Annotated in this window: 16 protein-coding genes and 1 pseudogene; 6 read left to right on the forward strand and 11 right to left on the reverse strand. The window is 61.2% G+C overall.

Annotated features, from left to right (window positions below; all coding sequences use genetic code 11):
* Positions 1–7 precede the first annotated feature (7 nt).
* Positions 8–3,027 (forward strand): annotated as a pseudogene (locus tag AC1DDS_RS06240) (efflux RND transporter permease subunit).
* Positions 3,028–3,188: 161 nt separating this feature from the next.
* On the opposite strand, the gene AC1DDS_RS06245 reads toward AC1DDS_RS06240, so the two are convergent.
* The 10 genes from AC1DDS_RS06245 to AC1DDS_RS06290 form a co-directional block, all read right to left on the reverse strand.
* Entirely contained in the window at positions 3,189–4,331 is a 1,143-nt protein-coding gene (locus AC1DDS_RS06245) for a helix-turn-helix domain-containing protein (protein ID WP_477478086.1), read from the reverse strand.
* A gap of 463 nt (positions 4,332–4,794) precedes the next feature.
* The gene (locus AC1DDS_RS06250) at positions 4,795–6,240 is read right to left on the reverse strand and encodes an amidase (RefSeq protein ID WP_477478087.1); all 1,446 of its coding nucleotides are present in this window, start codon (positions 6,238–6,240) and stop codon (positions 4,795–4,797) included.
* A 63-nt stretch (positions 6,241–6,303) separates the two neighbouring features.
* Positions 6,304–7,131, reverse strand: a complete 828-nt coding sequence (locus AC1DDS_RS06255; protein WP_477478088.1) for a polysaccharide deacetylase family protein — start codon at positions 7,129–7,131, stop codon at positions 6,304–6,306.
* Positions 7,132–7,190: 59 nt separating this feature from the next.
* A complete protein-coding gene (locus AC1DDS_RS06260) occupies positions 7,191–7,922 on the reverse strand; it encodes an SDR family NAD(P)-dependent oxidoreductase (RefSeq protein ID WP_477478089.1) in 732 nt (243 codons plus the stop codon).
* Complete coding sequence (locus AC1DDS_RS06265) at positions 7,919–8,671, reverse strand: SDR family NAD(P)-dependent oxidoreductase (protein ID WP_477478090.1); 753 nt, start codon at positions 8,669–8,671, stop codon at positions 7,919–7,921. Before AC1DDS_RS06265 ends, AC1DDS_RS06260 begins: the two co-directional genes overlap by 4 nt.
* Positions 8,671–9,387 carry an ABC transporter ATP-binding protein gene (locus tag AC1DDS_RS06270; protein ID WP_310413751.1) on the reverse strand — a complete coding sequence of 239 codons (717 nt, stop codon included), beginning with the start codon at positions 9,385–9,387 and terminating at the stop codon, positions 8,671–8,673. Before AC1DDS_RS06270 ends, AC1DDS_RS06265 begins: the two co-directional genes overlap by 1 nt.
* On the reverse strand, positions 9,380–10,159 hold the full coding sequence (locus tag AC1DDS_RS06275) for an ABC transporter ATP-binding protein (protein ID WP_310413752.1): 780 nt from the start codon (positions 10,157–10,159) through the stop codon (positions 9,380–9,382). The genes AC1DDS_RS06270 and AC1DDS_RS06275 overlap by 8 nt, the downstream gene beginning before the upstream one ends.
* Positions 10,159–11,067, reverse strand: a complete 909-nt coding sequence (locus AC1DDS_RS06280) for a branched-chain amino acid ABC transporter permease (RefSeq protein WP_310413755.1) — start codon at positions 11,065–11,067, stop codon at positions 10,159–10,161. Before AC1DDS_RS06280 ends, AC1DDS_RS06275 begins: the two co-directional genes overlap by 1 nt.
* 1 nt (position 11,068) lies before the next feature.
* Entirely contained in the window at positions 11,069–11,941 is an 873-nt protein-coding gene (locus AC1DDS_RS06285) for a branched-chain amino acid ABC transporter permease (protein WP_310413758.1), read from the reverse strand.
* A gap of 23 nt (positions 11,942–11,964) precedes the next feature.
* On the reverse strand, positions 11,965–13,116 hold the full coding sequence (locus AC1DDS_RS06290; RefSeq protein ID WP_477478091.1) for an ABC transporter substrate-binding protein: 1,152 nt from the start codon (positions 13,114–13,116) through the stop codon (positions 11,965–11,967).
* A 109-nt stretch (positions 13,117–13,225) separates the two neighbouring features.
* Between AC1DDS_RS06290 and AC1DDS_RS06295 the strand changes: the two genes are divergently transcribed.
* Together AC1DDS_RS06295 and AC1DDS_RS06300 are read left to right on the forward strand one after the other, a co-directional pair.
* Entirely contained in the window at positions 13,226–13,993 is a 768-nt protein-coding gene (locus AC1DDS_RS06295) for an IclR family transcriptional regulator (RefSeq protein WP_477478092.1), read from the forward strand.
* Positions 13,994–14,032: 39 nt separating this feature from the next.
* Positions 14,033–14,482: an N-acetyltransferase family protein gene (locus tag AC1DDS_RS06300; protein WP_477478093.1), complete on the forward strand. Its 450-nt coding sequence runs from the start codon at positions 14,033–14,035 to the stop codon at positions 14,480–14,482.
* A gap of 24 nt (positions 14,483–14,506) precedes the next feature.
* On the opposite strand, the gene AC1DDS_RS06305 is transcribed toward AC1DDS_RS06300, so the two are convergent.
* Complete coding sequence (locus AC1DDS_RS06305) at positions 14,507–15,418, reverse strand: LysR family transcriptional regulator (RefSeq protein WP_477478094.1); 912 nt, start codon at positions 15,416–15,418, stop codon at positions 14,507–14,509.
* Positions 15,419–15,632: 214 nt separating this feature from the next.
* Here AC1DDS_RS06305 and AC1DDS_RS06310 point away from each other — a divergent pair, with 214 nt between their 5' ends.
* The 3 genes from AC1DDS_RS06310 to AC1DDS_RS06320 all read left to right on the forward strand — a co-directional run bounded on the left by AC1DDS_RS06310 (position 15,633) and on the right by AC1DDS_RS06320 (position 18,439).
* Positions 15,633–16,850 (forward strand): cytochrome P450, encoded by a 1,218-nt coding sequence (locus tag AC1DDS_RS06310; protein WP_477478095.1) that lies wholly within the window; start codon positions 15,633–15,635, stop codon positions 16,848–16,850.
* 88 nt (positions 16,851–16,938) lie between these two features.
* A complete protein-coding gene (locus AC1DDS_RS06315; protein ID WP_477478096.1) occupies positions 16,939–17,190 on the forward strand; it encodes a 2Fe-2S iron-sulfur cluster-binding family protein in 252 nt (83 codons plus the stop codon).
* Positions 17,191–17,197: 7 nt separating this feature from the next.
* Positions 17,198–18,439 (forward strand): NAD(P)/FAD-dependent oxidoreductase, encoded by a 1,242-nt coding sequence (locus AC1DDS_RS06320; protein ID WP_477478097.1) that lies wholly within the window; start codon positions 17,198–17,200, stop codon positions 18,437–18,439.
* Positions 18,440–18,473: the final 34 nt, after the last annotated feature.

The raw sequence follows: 18,473 nt of genomic DNA on the forward strand, positions 1-18,473 counted from the left end.
TTTCCTCATGCTGCTCGGCGCGGTCGCGGGCGTGTTCTCCTTCTGGAACCTGGGGCGCAGCGAGGATCCGGACTTCACGGTCAAGACCATGCTCGTGAGCGCCGGTTGGCCGGGCGCCACGATCGAGCAGCAGACGGACCAGGTCACCGATCGGCTGGAGCGAACGCTCCAGGAGGTGCCGTTCTTCGACTCGCTTCGCAGCCTCACCACTGCGGGCCAGTCGGTGATCTACGTCGTCCTCGAGGATTCCGCGCCGCCGGACAAGGTGGGCGAGGCCTGGTACCAAGTCCGCAAGAAGGTAGCCGATATTCGCCACACGCTCCCCGAGGGCGTCGCCGGCCCCTTCTTCAACGACGAGTTCGGTGACACTTTCGGCATCATCTATGGCTTCACATCCGAGGATTTCAGCGAGCGCGAGATGCGCGACTGGGCCTATGAGGCACGCAACCGCCTGCTCAAGGTCGAGAACATCGGCAAGGTCCAGTTGCTCGGGGTGCAGGACGAGACGATCTACATCGAATTCTCGACACAGCGCCTTGCCAGCCTCGGCCTGGGGCTTCGACGATTATCGGCACGATCCAGGCCCAGAACGCGGTGCGGCCCGCAGGTCTCATCACCACCGATGCCGATCGCACCGTAGTCGAGGTTTCCGGGGACCTGAAGGACGAGAACGACATCCGCAATCTCAACATTCCGACAAGCTCCGGCTTCGTGCGCCTCGGCGATATCGCCAGCGTTACGCGCGGCACGGTGGATCCGCCGCAGCCGCTGTTTCGCATCAAGGGCAAGCCGGCGCTCGGCATCGCGGTGTCGATGGCCAGCGGCGGCGATATTCTGGCGCTCGGCCGCAATATCGATGCCGTCATGGCGCGGTTCCAGCATGATCTGCCCGTCGGCATCGAGATGGTCCAGGTCGCCAGCCAGCCGCACGTGGTCACCAATGCTATCCGCGGGTTCACCATTTCCCTGATGCAGGCGATTGTCATCGTCCTCGGCTGCAGCCTAGTGGCCCTCGGCCTGCGCGCGGGCCTTGTCGTGGCTGTGTCGATCCCGCTCGTCATGGCGATGACGTTCCTGATGATGGAACTGACAGGGATCGCGCTCCAGCGCGTCTCGCTCGGGGCCCTGATCATCGCACTGACGTTGATGATCGACGACGCCATGGTCGCCGTCGAGATCATGTTGGCCAAGCTCGAGGAGGGCATGGAACGGGTCAAGGCCGCATCGTTCGCCTACACGTCGACCGCGTTTCCCATGCTGGCCGGCACGCTCGTCACGATCGCGGGCTTCATTCCCGTCGGCTTTGCCCGGAGCGTATCGGGGGAATATGCGCGTTCGCTGTTCCTCGTGATTGCCTACGCCCTGATTATCTCCTGGCTGATCGCGGTCCTGCTGACTCCGATTATCGGTCTCGCCGTGCTGAAGTCGGGAACCGGGGGACAGAGGCAAGAGAGCGCGCTGATCGGTTCGTTCAAATCAATACTGCGCATCTGCATGCGCATGCGCGTGGTTGTGGTTGCCGCGTCGATCGGCCTTTTTATTGCGGCCTTGCTCGGCTGGGGCATCGTGAAGCGCCAGTTCTTCCCGCCGTCCGACCGGCCGGAACTGATGCTGCAAATGGTGCTGCCTCAGAACGCCTCCATCCACGCGACGGAAGCGACCGCAAAGGAGGTCGAGGCAATCCTGGCGGCGGACGAAGATGTCGTCGACTGGAGTTTCTACGTCGGCTCCGATGCCATCCGCTTCTACCTGCCGATGGACATCCAGCCGCCGGCACCGTTCCGGGCACAGGCGGTGGTTATCGCGAAGAGCGTCGACGCGCGCGATGGACTGCAGGAGCGGCTGCAACGGGAACTCGACGAGAAGTTCCCGAACGTCATCGCCCGGCTGTCGCCGCTGGAGATGGGGCCACCGGTTGGCTGGCCGGTGCAATACCGCGTCAGCGGGCCCGACCCGTCCGGCGTGCGCGACCTCGCCTGGAAGGTTGCCGACGTGCTCGGCGACAATCCCGGCGTCATCTCCCCCAATCTCGATTGGAGCGAACCGATCCGCAAGGTCGTCGTTGAGGTCGACCAGGACCGCGCCCGCCTTGTCGGCCTGAATTCGGCAGCGATCGCGCAGACGCTTTTTGCCACCGCGACTGGCCTGCCAATCACACAAGTCAGGGACTCGATCTATCTGGTGAACGTCGTCGCCCGGGCTACAGAGGAGGAGCGCGCCAGCATCGACACGCTACGCTCGCTGCAGATCGCGATCGGCCCGAACCGCACGGTCCCGCTCGCAAGCATCGCCTCGATCGAGTACCAGACGGCCCAGCCGCTAATCTGGCGGCGCGACCGCGTGACCACCATCACCGTCCAGGCCGACATGTTCGAGGGCGTTCTCGCCGCGTCCGTCGTCAACGAAGCTGAGTCAAGGATCGAGGAACTGCGCCGGGAAAACCCGGGCTACAGCATCGAGATCGGCGGCTCGGTCGAAGGCGCGGAGACCGGCATGGCCTCGGTCACCGAAATGCTGCCGATCATGGCGATCATCATGGTGATCATCCTGATGTTCCAGTTGCAGAGCTTTCAGCGCCTGCTGCTGGTCCTCAGCGTCGTTCCGCTCGGGCTGATCGGTGTGGTCGCGGTCATGCTCATCACCAACACGCCGATCGGCTTCATCGCCGTGCTCGGCATGATCGCGCTGATCGGCATGATCATCCGCAATTCCGTCGTGCTCATTGACCAGATCGACAAGTCGATCGCGGAGAAGGGCAGGTCATGGCAGAGCGTGATCGACGCTACCGCCAACCGCGTTCGGCCGATCTTCCTGACGGCCGGCTCGACGATCCTGGGCATGCTGCCAATCGTGCGCGATCCGTTCTGGAAGCCGCTCGCTTTCACCGTCATCGGCGGGCTGATCGTCGCCGCGGTCCTGACGCTGATCTTCCTGCCGGCGCTCTATGTCCTCTGGTTCCGCATACCGCCGGAGGCAAAGACAGAGGAGACGCACGCCAAGGAGGAGGCTGTGTTGGCATCCGCATAGGCGAAGCAATGGCGCGCTGCTGGCACGGGACCGCAAGCTCTACGACGCCTGGCGAAGGCGACGATTGTGAGTGTTCGCGAAGTTCCATTGACCATGCCGAATGAGAAGGCGTGTAGGTAATGTGCCGGCCAGAGTGCGATGAGCGCAGCGAACCTTCGGAATCAGGCCATGGCTCTGTTGCGGTTCTCGTCCTTGCCGCCGTTTTGAAGTCGCCACAGCAGGGCACCCAGTCGTTCTTCCGGCTGAAGACTTGCCAGATCGGCGCCGCAATGGCTCGGCGCACCGATCCTCTCGCCCCTGCGAACGTCACTGGGGGTGTAACCGAACTCCCGCTTGAACGCGCGGCTGAATTCCGCTCCTTCGAAACCACGCTGCTCGGCAATCTCCACGATGCGGCGCTGCTCGTTGGGATTGGCGAGGGCGGAATGGGCATCAAGTAGACGACGGTGCCGGATGTAATGGTTGACCCCACCGGCCGGCTCGAACAGGCGGTAGAGCCGAGTGCGGGAGATTGCCAGTTCCCGCATCAGCATTTCGGCACCCAACTTGGGATCGTAGAGATTTGACTGGATGAACTGCCGCGCCCGTTCCAGCGGGACCGCGAAGATCGCGCCCTGATCCTCTTCCATGCGGCCACCGGGAGTGACACAGGCGATGATCATTTCACGCATGGCCGACAACAGGCGAGGCAGTTCGTCCTGGTGCATGCACGTGACCTGATGGGCCAGGCCGATCATGAAGGCCGTGAGCATTCGTCCCATCGCCGTGTCCAGCGTCGTGAACTCCGCTGCATCCAGGATCCACGACATGTCGCGGCAGAAGTCTCGAGGTATCCAGAGCGTCAGCATTTCACTGTCCGATACGCTACCGCGGAATGGATGTCCAAGCGTGTGAATTTGGACGACACCGGGGAGGCAATCGAACGTATGCGTAGCCGTGGTCGTCGTCGTGTACCCGCTCAACAGGAGGGTCATCACCCAGTGGTCGAGCGGCCGGCTTTGAACATGCCTCGGACTGCTCGAATACATCATTTCATCCGTTCTTACCCGCGAAAAGCCGAGCCCGCCGAGGTCCCACAGGATCTGGTGGCCGTGAAAATCGGCGGGAGTCTCGCCGACCGGTGAAAGCTCCACCACAGGCGCTGAATTGCGGGCCCAGGCCGCAAATCGGTCGCCAGGAGGCAGGTCCTCCGTCGTGAACACATAGCATGGAACGTTTGGACTGGGCGGCGTGCTTCTTGCCGGCCCTACTGCAGGTGGCCGGCTCAGCATGCCGGTCTTGACGGCGGTATCAGCTGCTGGCATTCCATTCCATACGACTGGTGTCGTCATGACAGCACCTCACGCAACACTAGCTGACTGCTGCTCGCTCTGATCGCCCTATATGCCACGCACTTGAACCGCTGCCGTCGGCGTCGCTGCGCCTGGCATCGACCGGATCAGGTATGATCCATCGTAGTAGGGGGGACGGCCGCACGGGCAGATTTCATTGGCATCCCCATGGCGGTCAATTGCCTGGAAGGCGCCCCACATGCATGCATGCAGCCGTTGGCGCGACCTGGCAGAGATGCGGCACGACATCCGCTCGGATACGACAGTCCAAGTCGACCCGCACCTCGGGTGCAAGAGTATCCGACAAGACGCACAGGTTCAATCATGAGATGCATCAGGTTCGGCGCGTCTCGGCGTCGAGTACCGGTTTGGGCGCAGGGCTTCATACTGCCCATCAACGCCGAAACCATCCAGTCCCCGCGCATCCAACGTGACATCACCCGTCAGAATTGACACTCGGCCATTGCCGGGCCGCCTGCCAGAGCTCCGATTTCTCAAGCTCGTTTGCCAATCTCAACACGAGATCTTCACGCCCAAATTGCCCGATAAGCTGAACGCCGACTGGGAGCCCTTGTTCGCGCCAGAGGGGAAGACTTGCGGCCGGCTGTCCGGACGCGTTGACGACGGCAAGGAACGGCGTCAGTTCGCCGGCCTTGTGCCTGAATGCCCTGAAGTCGGGTTCGCTCGTCGGAATGGTGCCAAGTTTCACAGGGAGGCTTGCCAGAGTCGGCGTCAACAGGAGGTCGTAGCCGTCCATCATCCGCGCCATCATTCGCCCTGTTGCGTGCAACTTGTTGATCGCCGCGGCGTAATCCGGAGCTGACAAGCGCGCGCCTATCTGGAATCCATCCAGAATGGCCGGCTCAAGCTCGGCCTCGGTGGGATCCCGTCGTTCCGCTGCGAGCTTCGTGCGAGCCGAAAGCGTGATATTGGCCGCCATGACGGTCACTATGGCGTCGATGAAAGCCGCATAGTCAAAGTCAGAAGCTTCAATCTGCACGACCTCATGCCCGAGTGCTTCGCAAAGCTGTGCAGTCTGCCTAACCGCTTCAAGGCAGGCCTGATCCACGGCCAGTCCCCATGGATCCTGCCAGACGGCGATCCTCAATGGCCGTTCGAAGGGCCTGTCCAGAGCCGCTTCGAATTGGTCTCCCGGCGGTGCCGCATAGGGGGCGCCGGGCTCTATCCCGGCAATCAGATCCAGGGCGCGAGCTGTGTCCCTGACGGTGCGCGTGAGGACGCCGTCACAGGCAAGTCCTCCCCAGCCCTCCCCGCGAAAGGGGCCCATCGGAACCCGCCCGCGGGTTGGCTTGAGGCCGAAAATGCCACAACAGGACGCCGGAATGCGGATGGAGCCGCCACCATCGCTGCCATGCGCGACCGGAACCACGCCGCAGGCGACTGCCACTGCCGCGCCGCCCGACGACCCGCCGGACGAACGGCTTGGATCGAACGGATTGCGCGTCGGCCCGCCGTTGCGACGCGCCTCGGTCGTCGGGGCCATGCACATTTCCGGAACCGTGGAACGCGCAAAGGAAATGAAGCCTGCATCGCGAAACCTCATGGCGAGGGTTGAATCGCTCTGAGCCGTCGTGCGCTCAAAAAGCGACGATCCGATACTGGTCGGCAAATCGGTGGAGGCGAGGCCCGAATCCTTTAGCAAAAAAGGAAGGCCGCTGAATTTTCCGGCGACGACCTGATGCTGGCGTGCTCTGTCCAATGCACCATCGAAATCCGTATAGGAAATCATGTTGGTGTGGGCGTTGAAGCGTTCCGCGGCTTCTATTGCGATCTGCATCAGCTCCGCCGGGCTGACTTCCTTCTGTGCCAGAAGTGCTGCGAGAGCCACGCCGTCGCTGGACCGAAATTCTGAAAAATTCATAACATCTCCGTTCCGAAAGAAACGCCTTTCTTTCGGTTCATCCGCTCAGACAACGCGGAAGATTTACTGTTCAGTCGTGCTCCATGCCTCGGCAATCTGCCGCCCCGGCGCGAACCAAACACCTGGGAAGGTCTGCATCCACTGAATGAACTCGCGCAACAAGGCGATCCTCGACGGCCGGCCGATGATCTGCGGATGCATGGTCAAATTGAAAAGCCCGCCCCAGCGATAGATTTCACGGAACTCGTCCTGCCACACCTTGAGGAGGTGATCGTTGGTCACGATCGTTCTCGGAGTACGAACCGAAAACAATGCGAACGGCGCATCGTCGAGGCTCCAGTGAACCGGCAGCTCGATCGGACCGCCCGTGCCATCCTCGAGCTGGTGCCGATAGGGGTTGATCGTATCCATGAAGGAACTGTCGTAGAAGAAACCGTAGCGTTTCAGCAGGCCTATCATGTTTGGCGAGGTTTCCCATGCGGGGGAGCGGTAGCCGGCCGGAACGACCCCTACCGTTGCCTTCAACGCCTCCAGGCCCTTGACCAGCACTTCCTCTTCCAGCTCCGGTCGGTCAGGATCCACCCACTCGTGCAGATAGCCGTGATGGCCCACTTCATGTCCCTTGGCGACGATCATCTCCAGCCGGCCGGGGTACTTTTCCGCGGTCCAACCTGGAACGAAGAAGGTTGCCGGAACCTGCAGCTCGCTCAGCGTCTCCAGGATCATGGGCACGCCGACCTTGGCTCCATAGACGCCCTGCGACAGCGTACCTGGGCGCCGGACGTTCTCGGGATCACGAGAAAGCCAAAGCGTCTCCGCGTCGAAGTCGAAAGACAGCATGATTGCAACGCGATGGCCATTGGGCCACTTGATCGGGCCGTAGTGTTCCATGTTTCCTACTCCTTGAGGTCCAGCTGCTCCAAACGGAAGCTCGTGAACGGAACCTATGCCTAGAACGAACCGCGGGAAGACAGCCAGCCGCCGTCGACAGCGATCACCTGGCCGCTGACGAAGGACGCCTGCGGCGACCCCAGAAAGGCGATCACCTCGGCCACCTCGACGGGATCACCAATCCTCTTCAGCGGCGTGCCGGCGATCATCGTGCTGCGATATTCGGCGTCATTATCGATCTTGTCGCGTGTCATCGCGGTCAGGATGCAGCCGGGCGCCACGGCATTGACCCGGATGCCCTCCGGGCCGAGCTCGGCGCCGAGCTGCCGGGTGAACTGGGAGATAGCGCCCTTGCTTGCGGCATAGGCCGCCGTGCCGCTGCGACCGACCTCGCCGAATACGGACGCGAGATTGACAATCGCACCGCCCGGACGGCGAAGATCGGGCAGAAGTTCCCGCGTCAGCCGGATGACCGAACGCAGATTGATGCCGACGATCCGGTCGAGCAGTTCGTCATCCGTTTCCGCAAGTCGCTTTGAACCGCCGACGCCGGCGCAGTTGACAAGCAGGTCAATCCCTTCCAGCGCGCGTGCGACGTCTGCAACCCGCCGCAGCGCCGTATCCTCGGAAAGGTCTGCGGAGACGACGGTGGCGGCGACGCTGCCCAACTGCGAGACGTCACGGTCGACCGCCACAACCGAGGCGCCACGCGAAAGCAGCAGATCGACGGTCGCACGGCCAATCCCGCTGTTGGCACCGGTCACCACGGCGGTCTTGCCGATGAATGTCATGCCAGCCTCCCCCCGTCGATCGGCAGCGAAACGCCCGTCGTGTACGAGGCCGCAGCACTGGCGAGATAGAGAACAGCCTCCGAGACTTCGCGCGTCTCACCGAAGCGCTTCATCGGGTGCAGGTCCCGGTAGGCTTGCCGGCGCGTCTCGGCTTCGGCTCCAGCCGCCGCAAAGTTGCGCTCGAGCATCGGAGACGTGATCGATCCCGGGCACACTGAATTGACCCGGATCCCCTCTTCGGCAAGTGTCAGGGCCAGACTGCGCGTCAACAGGGCGACAGCTCCCTTGGTCGTCGAATAGGCCCCGAGAGCGCGAGAGCCGGTAAGGCCGGCCGTCGATCCGTATGTGACGACATTGCCCTTTCTCAGACGCAACGCACTCAAACTGAGCTGCACCGAAAAGAGGGTTCCCCGAACATTCAGCGACAGCATCTGGTCGAACTCATCCGGCTCGACCTCCAGGAGAGGCTTTCCGCTGCCCAATGTGCCCGCCGCTGTCACCAAAACATCCAGCCCGTCGGAGAGGTCCATGCTGCTCCAGGCTTGTCGCATGCTCTCCACCGACGCGACATCGCAGTGGACGGCCTGCGCCACATTGCCCAACTCGGCACACAATTCGCCGAGTTTGTCCGCATCGCGGTCGACAAGATAGAGGTGCACGGCTCCTTCGCGGGCGAACGCCCGGGCGAGATCGGCGCCAAGCGCGCCTGCCGCTCCCGTGATCAGTACCGACTTCCCAGAGAACCGCATCACGACTGCCCCTTTCCGAGATAGAATTCACGCAGCTCTTCCACATCGAGATCCGGGCCGTTCTTGCGCGAATAGGCGAACCGCCCCTCGCGCAGGATATGAACCTCGTCTGCGAGTTCGAGCGCCATCGACACGTTCTGCTCGACGAGCAGCATGGTCAGGCCGCGCGTCCGCAGTTTGCGGATGATGTCGGAAATCTCCCCGACCACCTTGGGCGCGAGCGCCGCGGAAGGTTCGTCCAGCAGGAGCAAGCTCGGCCGCGCCATCAGTGCCCTGCCGAGCGAGAGCATCTGTCGCTCGCCGCCGGAGAGCAGACCGGCCGCGGCCTTGTATCGCGTCTTCAGGCGCGGGAACTCGGAGTAGACCATCTCGACATCTTCGGCGATGCCGGCCTTGTCCTTGCGGCGATGATAGGCGCCGATGAGAATGTTCTCGTGCACCGTCAGGCCCGCGAGAACCTCCTTGCCCTGGGGAACGAGGCAGAGGCCGGCGGCCGCCATCGCGTGCGCCCCCTTGCCGTCGATCCGTTTGCCGTCGAGCAGGATCTCACCGCTCGTCGGCTGGACGAGGCCAGCCAGCGTTTTCAACGCGGTCGACTTGCCCGTGCCGTTGCTGCCGAGAATCGCGCTCAGGCCGCCCTTCGGCACGGCAAAGTCGAGGCCGTACAGGATTTGAACCTTGCCATAGCCGGCATTGACGTTTTTGCACTCAAGCATTGGAAGACCGCCCCAATCCGATATAGGCCTCGATGACTTTGGGATCCTTCACGACGAGGTCAGGTCGGCCATCGGCGATTTTCTGGCCGTAGTCGAGCACGACCACTCTGTCGCAGACGGACTGGACTACTCTCATGACATGCTCGACGAGCAGGATCGTCACCCCGAACTCATCACGCATGCGCCGGATCATCTCGATGAGGCGATCGACGTTGATGGGCGAAAGTCCGGCCGCCGGCTCGTCGAGAATGAAGATGCGCGGGTTTGTCGCCAGACCACGCGCCAGTTCCACCATCCGCTGTTGGCCGATGGAGAGGTCGGTGGCGAGCTTTTCGGCGTGCTTTTCCATCTCGAACAGCGCCAGCGTCTTGCGGGCTTTTGCACTGGCGGTTTCCCGCCACGCAAGCGCGTTCCTTCGGTTCACGAAGGACGAGAAATAGCCGGGCCCGGACTGCTCCTGGAGCGCAAGGACGATGTTCTGCTCCACCGTCAAACTGGAAAACAGCCTGATCATCTGGAAGGTGCGGGCGACGCCAAGCTTGGCGACGACGTGCGGCGCAGCTCCGGAAAAGTCCTTGCCCTCGATCAGCACGCGGCCGCTGGTTGGCGCCAAAACGCCGCTCAGCAGGTTGACGACGGTGGACTTGCCGGAGCCGTTCGGGCCGATCAGCCCGACGATCTCGCCCTCATTGACGGAAAAGTCGAACGCATTCAGCGCGACCATTCCCTGGAAAGCCTTGGTCAGGCCTTCGGCCTTGATTATCTCAGCCATTATCTAGCCCTCCATTCGAGGAACTTTCCAGCCAGCCCCTGCGGAGCCAGCATCGTGACCAGGATCAGAACCGCGCCGTAGAAGACGTGCTTGTATTCGGCGAGGCTGGAAAGGAGCTCCGGCAGGACGATCAGTAGTGCCGCCCCCATGACAGGACCCCAGAACCGGCCGCGGCCACCAAGCACCACCATCGCGACGACCGTCGCAGACGCCAGGACGGTGTAGTCGTCCGGAGTGACCCCGCGAATGTGATAGGCGAGAAGGACGCCGGCTCCGCCTGCAAAACTCGACGAGATGGCGAAGGCCACCAGTTTTATCGCCTTGGAATTGATGCCGATCGTCCTCGCCAGGGTCTCGTCGTCGCGGATCGCCTGCAATGAATCACCCAGGCGCGATTGCGTCAGCAGACGGATGGCGATCAGGCAGATCGTTGCAAAGGCCAGCACGAGATAGAAAAAGGACGAGAGCGCGGTGAAGCCCGCGACGGGCTCGACCTCGATCCCGTATTGACCGCCGGTAAAATCGGTCCATTGCGACAGCACGAGATACACGATCGTCTGGAAAGCAATCGTCATGATCGCCAGGAAGTGCCCCTGCGCGCGCAGGAGTGGCAGGCCCAGCAGGAAACCGAACAGTCCGGCGACGATCATCCCCATCGGCAGGTTGATCCAGAAGGTCGTGCCGAAATCACGTCCGAGGATCGCGGCCGTATAGGCTCCGATGCCGAGGAAGGCTGCGTGCGCAAACGAGTAGAGCCCCGTCCAGCCCATCACGATATCGAGGCTGCTGGCAAGAATGATGTAGATGCAGACGACGATCGCGATGTTGATGAAATAGCCGCCGCCAACAATCGTCGGCATAAGCGCGAAGGCCGCGGCAGCAAGGAGAATGAGAAGAATTGTACGCATCTTATGACCGATCCGTCTTTATTCCGAACAGGCCCTGGGGACGCACGGCCAGAACGCACATGACGAAAATGAAACCGACGATGTCCCGCAGCTCGCTTCCGAGATAGCCGGTGACGAGGGACTCGATGATGCCGAGGGCGAGGCCCGCCACGATCGCGCCTTCGATGCTCCCCATTCCGGCAAGAACAACGATGACGAATGCCTTCATGACGATCAGGCTTCCGGCATTGGGCTGCACGGTGAACACCGTCGACATCAAGGCGCCGGAGAGACCGGCCAAGGCAGCCCCGATGGCGAAAGTCACGACGCCGACGCGGCGAACGTTGATGCCGCAGATGCGGGCAACGGTCGCATTTTCGGACATCGCCCGCAAAGAAAGGCCGACCCACGTGTAGCGAAGAACGAGCAGCAGGATCGTGACCGTGACGATCGCCACTGCGACGATTGCAAGGCGCTCGCTCGTCAGGAAGATATCGCCGATCTGGATCGCGCCCCTGGGCAAGCCGCTTTGGGCGGCCATCGGTTCGGGACCGGCAAACTTGAGCGCCAGGTTCTGGAGCAGGATCGACAGGCCGAAGGACGCGATGATGACGTTGGTCGGATCCTTCTTGCCGATCGGAAGAAAGATGAAGCGCTCAACGAGACAGCCGAAGACCGCCATGACGGTGATAACCAGCACAATGGACGGGATGGGGCTCAGCCCCAGCAACTGGGTGCCGACGACCGCCACATAGCCGCCGAGCATGTAGAATTCACCATGGGCGAAGTTGACGATTTTCAGGATGCCGAAGATGAGCGTCAGGCCGAGCGCGACAAGAACGTAGCTCGACCCGACCACAACTCCGTTTGCGAGGAATTGCTGCAGAAGTATCAACGAAGGAGTTCCTTATCTGCCGCTCAGTCGAACGGAAGCCATTCACGCTTGCCGTTCTTCACGATAGCGAGACCAACCGTGAATTCGGCACTGCCCTTCTCGTCGAACTTCGCGGTCGTTCCGTCCGGCCCCTGGGCCAGCGGGAAGTCTTCCATTTTCTGCAACTGCTGCTGGATCGCGGCACCATCCGCCTTTCCGGCGCGGCGCGCCGCCTCGATCAGCAGCGTCATCGAATCGTAGCCGATAGCGCTGTAGACATCCGGTTCCTTGTTGTAGGCAGCCCGGAATTCCTTGGCGAATTCGGCACCATACTTGTTCGGCGTGCTTGGCTCGAACATGGAGGATACGGCGAAGCCTTCCGAGGCCGGCCCGGCCAGCTCGATCAGCTTGTCGCTCATCATCGAGCCGGAACCGACGATCTGCGTCTGCACGCCCAGTTCGCCTGCCTGCTTGATGATCTGCGCACCCGAGTCCATCAATCCGGCGATATATACGGCCGCGGGCGATTGGGCTCTCAAATTGGTCAGCGGGGAATAAAAGTCCTTCTCGCCGGGATTGTAGGCCTCCATGGTGACGACCTTGCCGCCGGCAGCTTCGAAGTTCACCTTGAACTCGTCGGCAAGCGACTTTCCGTAGATCGAGTTTTCATACAATACGGCAACCGACTGCGCCTTGAGCTTGTTCAAGGTATCCGACGCCGTCTGCTTCGCCTGCGTCACGCTGCCGGGAAACGCACGGAAAAACCACGGATCGCCGGGCGTGTTGGCATCGGTCACGGCAGACGACGTGGAGCCTGCCGAAACCATCGGAACCTTGTATTCCTTTGCGACCTTGACCTGGGCGGCGGCGACCGCGCTGACATAGGTGCCGCTGATTGCGACCACGCCATCCTGCTCGATGAGCTTGCGGACGGCCGTCACGCCCTTTGTCGGGTTGCCTTCGTCGTCCTCGACAAACAGCTTCACATCCTCACCGAAGGCACCGCCACGGGCGTTCGCCGACTTGATGGCGAAATCAATGCCCTCCCGGATCGAATTTCCGGCGAGCGAGGCCGGCCCCGAAAGCGGGAGCGAAACCCCCAGCTTGAGCTGTTCAGCCAGCGCAACACTGTAGGACGAAATCGAAACTGCGGCAGACAACGCCGCCGTGGCAACAGCCTTTACCCAGATACCCATGCTCACCTCTTATCAAGTCAATTTGACTTTTCATATTGCATTACGATATTATGCATCTTATTATGCATATTAATAGTGGTCAAGCGGCAATGTCCGCCGAGGCGATACCGTGATCGAAGACGATACTTTGTTTGTGAAATCGCTGGCGAAGGCGTTTCAACTCCTGGAAGCTTTTGAGAGAAGCGGCGATGGCGGCAGGCTCACCCACAAGGAGATGAAGCAATTGACCGGGCTGGATGCCAGCACGATCCAGCGCATGTCCCATACGCTGGTCAAACTCGGCTATCTTGAGCGAGGCCAGAACCGGACATACGCTCTCGGCAAGAAGTTCCTGCACTTCACGTTCGAGTATCTTCGACACTCGACCACGATCCAGCGCGCCAGCCCCATTCTCATGGATCTCCAGAACGAGACCGGCGAGCGCATAGATCTCAGCCTGTTTGAAGACGTGGAAATCGTCTATGCCCTTCGCCGCCAATCCAAGCGCGAGACATTCTTCGCGACCTTGACGGGCCGCCGCGTCCCCTCCTTCGCCGCATCCGGCGGGCGCGCAGTGATGTCGCACCTGCCGAGCGAGGTCGTCGAGGACATCCTCGAACGGTCACATCTCGTGCCGCACTCTCCCCGGACGATCACGTCGAGGACGGAAATCATCGCGGAAATCGGCAAGGCGAAGGATCTCGGTTATGCGCTCTGCATCGAACAGATGCTGTTGGGCGAAATCGTTCTGGCCGCGGCAATCTTCGACGACCGGAATGCGCCGATCGGCGCGGTTCACATCGCGGGCTCGCTATCGGAATGGGATCCGGAAGCCTTTTGCAAGAAGCACGCGCCCCTGGCCATATCCGCCGCACGCACCATCTCGAACAGGTCGTAAAGGGCGCGCCCGGAAGGCCAACATGACAAGGAAAAGCCCATGACGACCAACACATTGACAATAAGGCCGATCGAAGCAGGCGACGAGCAACAATGGCGGCAGCTCTGGAGGGCCTATCTGGACTTCTACCAGACCAGTGTCGATGAGGACGTCTATCGCACGACATTCCAGCGCCTGCTCGGAAGCGGCGAATTCGAGCCGAACGGCTTCCTCGCCATCAAGGACGGCAAGGCGGTCGGCCTGGTTCACTACATCCAGCATCGCACCTGCTGGTCTGCGAAGAACAACTGCTATCTTCAGGACCTCTATGCCGACCCCAACCATCGTGGCTCGGGCGTGGGGCGCGCCTTGATAGAAGCTGTCTACGCCGAAGCAGACCGAATCGGCCTGGCAAATGTCTACTGGCTTACGCAGGAGCACAATGCGACCGCCCGGAAGCTCTACGACCGGATTGCGCGCAACACCAACTTCCTGCGCTACATGCGCTGACGTTGCCTTACGGGGCGTCCGGCTCTAGGCTGGACGCTCCTGGTAGGCTTCCTGAAAATAATCCCGCAGCGTCTGGATAAAAACCTCCAGCACCTCAGGGCGCCTGTCGCCGTAGTGATCGACGGTCATGATGGTCGCCGACGGCAGCTTTTCCTTGAGCGGAATCCTCTTGATACCGGCGTCGACCAGCAAGGGTTCTCGCGGCCAGGCATTCAATATCGTTGCTCCGAAGCCGGACGCGACCGCCCTCAAAATGGTCTGGTAGCTCCGGCTCTTGAACGCGAAGTTGGGACGCTGGTCGGCATAGTCGAACAAGGTCATGATGTACGTCACCGTCAGTGGCAGGCTTAGCAAAAGGATCGGATGTTTGACGAGTTCATTGATGCTGATCGAGGCTTTCTGTGCAAGCGGGCTGCTGGCGGGCACAACCGCGTGCGGCGAGGCGCGACCGATCACCTCCATGTTTCCATCGAAGTCCGGCCCGAGATCGTAGACCAGGATGATGTCGACTTCACCTCGGTCCAGATAGCGTTTCAGGCTGGGCTGATCGGCCTCGATCAGCTCGATCGATATGTCTCCCAGACGGTCTCTCACGCGATCGAGCACTTCAACCATCATGATCGAGCCAAATGGCTCGAACAGACCGATCCTCACCTGTCGCCCGTCCAGACCTTGTGAGCGCATTTCCCTGTTGAAGTCGCTCTCGGCCCACAGAAGCCGTCGGGCGGCGGCAATAAACCGTTCGCCGGCGGCGGTAATGACGACACCCCTGCCCTTTTGGCGGGAGAAGATCTGAAGCCCGAATTCCTGCTCAGCGGCATCGACCGCCGCCAGAATCGATGACTGGGAAATGTTCTTCGCGTGGGCCGCCTTCGCGAAGCTCCCATGGTCACGAACGGCGCAGATATACGAAAGCTGTTTCAGTGTCTGGGACATGAGATACCCATAAAATGTATTTCTGTCCTTATGCAAATGTATTTTACAGAAAGAAGTGATCCGACGATACTCCTGCGAGTTGATGCCGGTCACCACGCGGCACCGCGGCCTCGCCGCTCTCCGCCGGGAGGTGACGAAGCCAATGGAATGCCAAGGCATGCAATGCCCCGGCACCCTCCTCAAGGCTCCAGATTCGAGGTCTTTGATCACCATCATGGATATTTCAACGCCCACCGTACCGAACAACATTTCCCGCCTCGACATTGATCCGTATGACGATGTGACGCTTGAACACCCGTTTGCGATGCATGAGGTGGTGCGCAATGCCGGTTCGGTCGCCTTCATGGAGCGCTACGGGGTATATGTCATGGGACGACACGCCGACGTCGTCCCGGTGCTCCAGGATTGGCAGCGCTTCTCGTCCACTTCCGGATCGGGGATAGCGGACATTCGCAAGCCTGGCGCCTGGCGCGCGCCGAGCCCGATCGTCGAGGTCGATCCGCCGGACCATACGAAGGTTCGGATGGCCGTACAGAGAATCCTGACGCCGGCGCTGATCCGCGAATGGAAAGAACTGTTTGCGGACTATGCCGACGAACTCGTCGGAAACCTGGTCGATGCTGGCCGGATCGATGCCGTGGCCGAGCTTTCCGAGCGGTTCGTGGCTCATGTATTCCCCCGCGCGATCGGTTGGGCCGACAGTCCGGACCGCACCGAAAAACTCTTTCTCCTCGGCCAACTGAATTTCGACGGACAAGGGCCAAGGAATGCCCGCTTTCTGGCGACCGAGGCCGCGGCCGCGAAGATCATGGACTGGAACAATGCCCAGATGCGACGCGAGGCGTTGTTGCCGGGCGGCTTCGGAGAGAAGATCTATGCGGCGGCGGATCGTGGCGAAATCGAACCTGAAACGGCTCCCCTCCTTATCCGCTCATTCCTGCGCGGCGGCCTGGACACCACTTCGGCAATGATCTCGGCCGCAATCCAGCTGCTTTCCGAAGCTCCCGAGCAATACGAGATGCTTCGCCAGGACGTCACCAGGGTGCGCCATGTCCTGGACGAGACAATGCGCCTTGAAACGCCGATCCAGACCGTCTGTCGCCTCACGATGGAAGACGTGACCTTCGCGGACGGCCGCACGGTTCCGAAAGACAACAAGATCATTGTCTTGCTGTCGGCGGCGAACCGCGATCCGCTGGCATGGGAACGGCCGGACGAGTTCGACATCACCCGGAAAATGCCGGCCCACGTTGCGCTGGGCACCGGCGTTCACATGTGCATTGGTCAGATGATTGCCCGGATGGAAGGGGAGCTGGTTTTGAAGGCGCTGGTCAAGCACGTCAAGTCGATCCGGCCATCCGGTCCCACCGGCCGAAATCTCAACAACAACCTGCGCAGTTTCGCTTCTGTCCCGGTTGAATTGAAGTCGTAACGATACGGATATCGAAATGCCGAAAATAACATTCGTCGCGCCGGACAAGAGCGAGGCCATCGTCGAAGCCAGGTCAGGTGACAGCATCATGGCCGCCGCCGTCCAGAACGATGTCGCGGGCATTGTGGGAGAATGCGGCGGCGCATTGTCGTGCTGCACCTGCCATGTGCACCTGGACGGGGATTGCGCTGATCGTGTTCCACCCGCATCCGATTTCGAGAACGAAATGCTGGACATGACGGCAACCGCTCGGGATCAGACGTCGAGGCTATGCTGCCAAATTGCAATGAGCGACGGTCTTGACGGCATTCGCGTGCACGTCCCGGAAAATCAGTACTGAAATTCCAATGACAACTATGACAACCAAAACGCCGGGCGTCGCGATCATCGGCGCCGGCCAGGCTGGCGCCCAGCTAGCACTGTCGCTCCGAGACGAGGGTTATGACGACCCTATCACGCTGATCGGAGATGAACCACATCCTCCTTATCAGCGGCCCCCGCTGTCAAAATCCTACCTGCTGGGCGAGACCGGGCGAGAGAATCTGCTCTTGCGGCCCGAAGCCCTGTTTCGGGATCGCAACATCGCGTTGCACCTGGGCATTTCCGTGTCGACCATCGATCCATCGACTGGTTGCGTCACCCTCGCAGTCGGCACGAGAATTCTTGCAACTGACATCGTTCTGGCAACGGGATCACGGGCTCGCCCGCATCCCTTGGTTCCTGACCCGTTGCCGGAAAACGCGCATTACCTGAGAAGCATGGACGATGCCGATCGCCTGGCGAGAGGATTAACGAGCGCTCGCCATATCGTGGTGATTGGCGGCGGGTTCATAGGCTTGGAGTTTGCCGCCGTCGCGCGCCGTAAATTCGGATGCGAGGTCTGCGTCATCGAAGCGGCACCGGCTATCCTCGGCCGCGTGCTGTCCAATGCCACTGCCGGACACATTCACCGGCGCCTCGAAGCGTGGGGAGTCGCCATACAAACCAACGCTATGGTCGCTGCTACGATCCTGGATGAAGCCGGCAGAATCTCCTCCCTTCGCCTCACCGATGGCAGCCAGTTGGCAACCGACATGGTTCTGATTGGTATTGGCGGCATCGCGAATGCGGAGCTTGCTCAGGCGCCGGGCGGACCACAAACCAATGGCATCTCCGTGGATGCTTTTCTAGCTGCAGCGCCGGGGCTGTACGCCCTGGGCGACAGCGCGCTTTTTCCGGACCGTCACAGCGAGATGCACCGTGTCGAATCGGTTCAGAACGCGGTCGACCAAGCCCGATACCTCGCGCGCCGTCTCACCGGAAAGGAAAACGGTCCCTTCGACGCACTGAACTGGTTCTGGTCGGATATCGGGGACATGAAGCTGCAGATCGCCGGCCGAGCACTGCAAACGGATGAGGCTCTTTCCTATCTGAAGGGCGACAACCGGCTCGTTACCTACCGCATGCGGGAAAATCTCGTGGTCGCGGTCGAGACTGTAAATTCACCGGCTGATCATATGTTGGCGAAACGGTTGCTGGCGAATCGCGCACAAATCGAGCGAGGCCGGATCGCCGAGGCAAACGGTGACCTTCGGACATTCATGACGTAAACCGACCTTCCCCAACCCGCCCCCGGAGGCCAGC

It is taken from the genome of Mycoplana sp. 10N416, assembly GCF_056394765.1.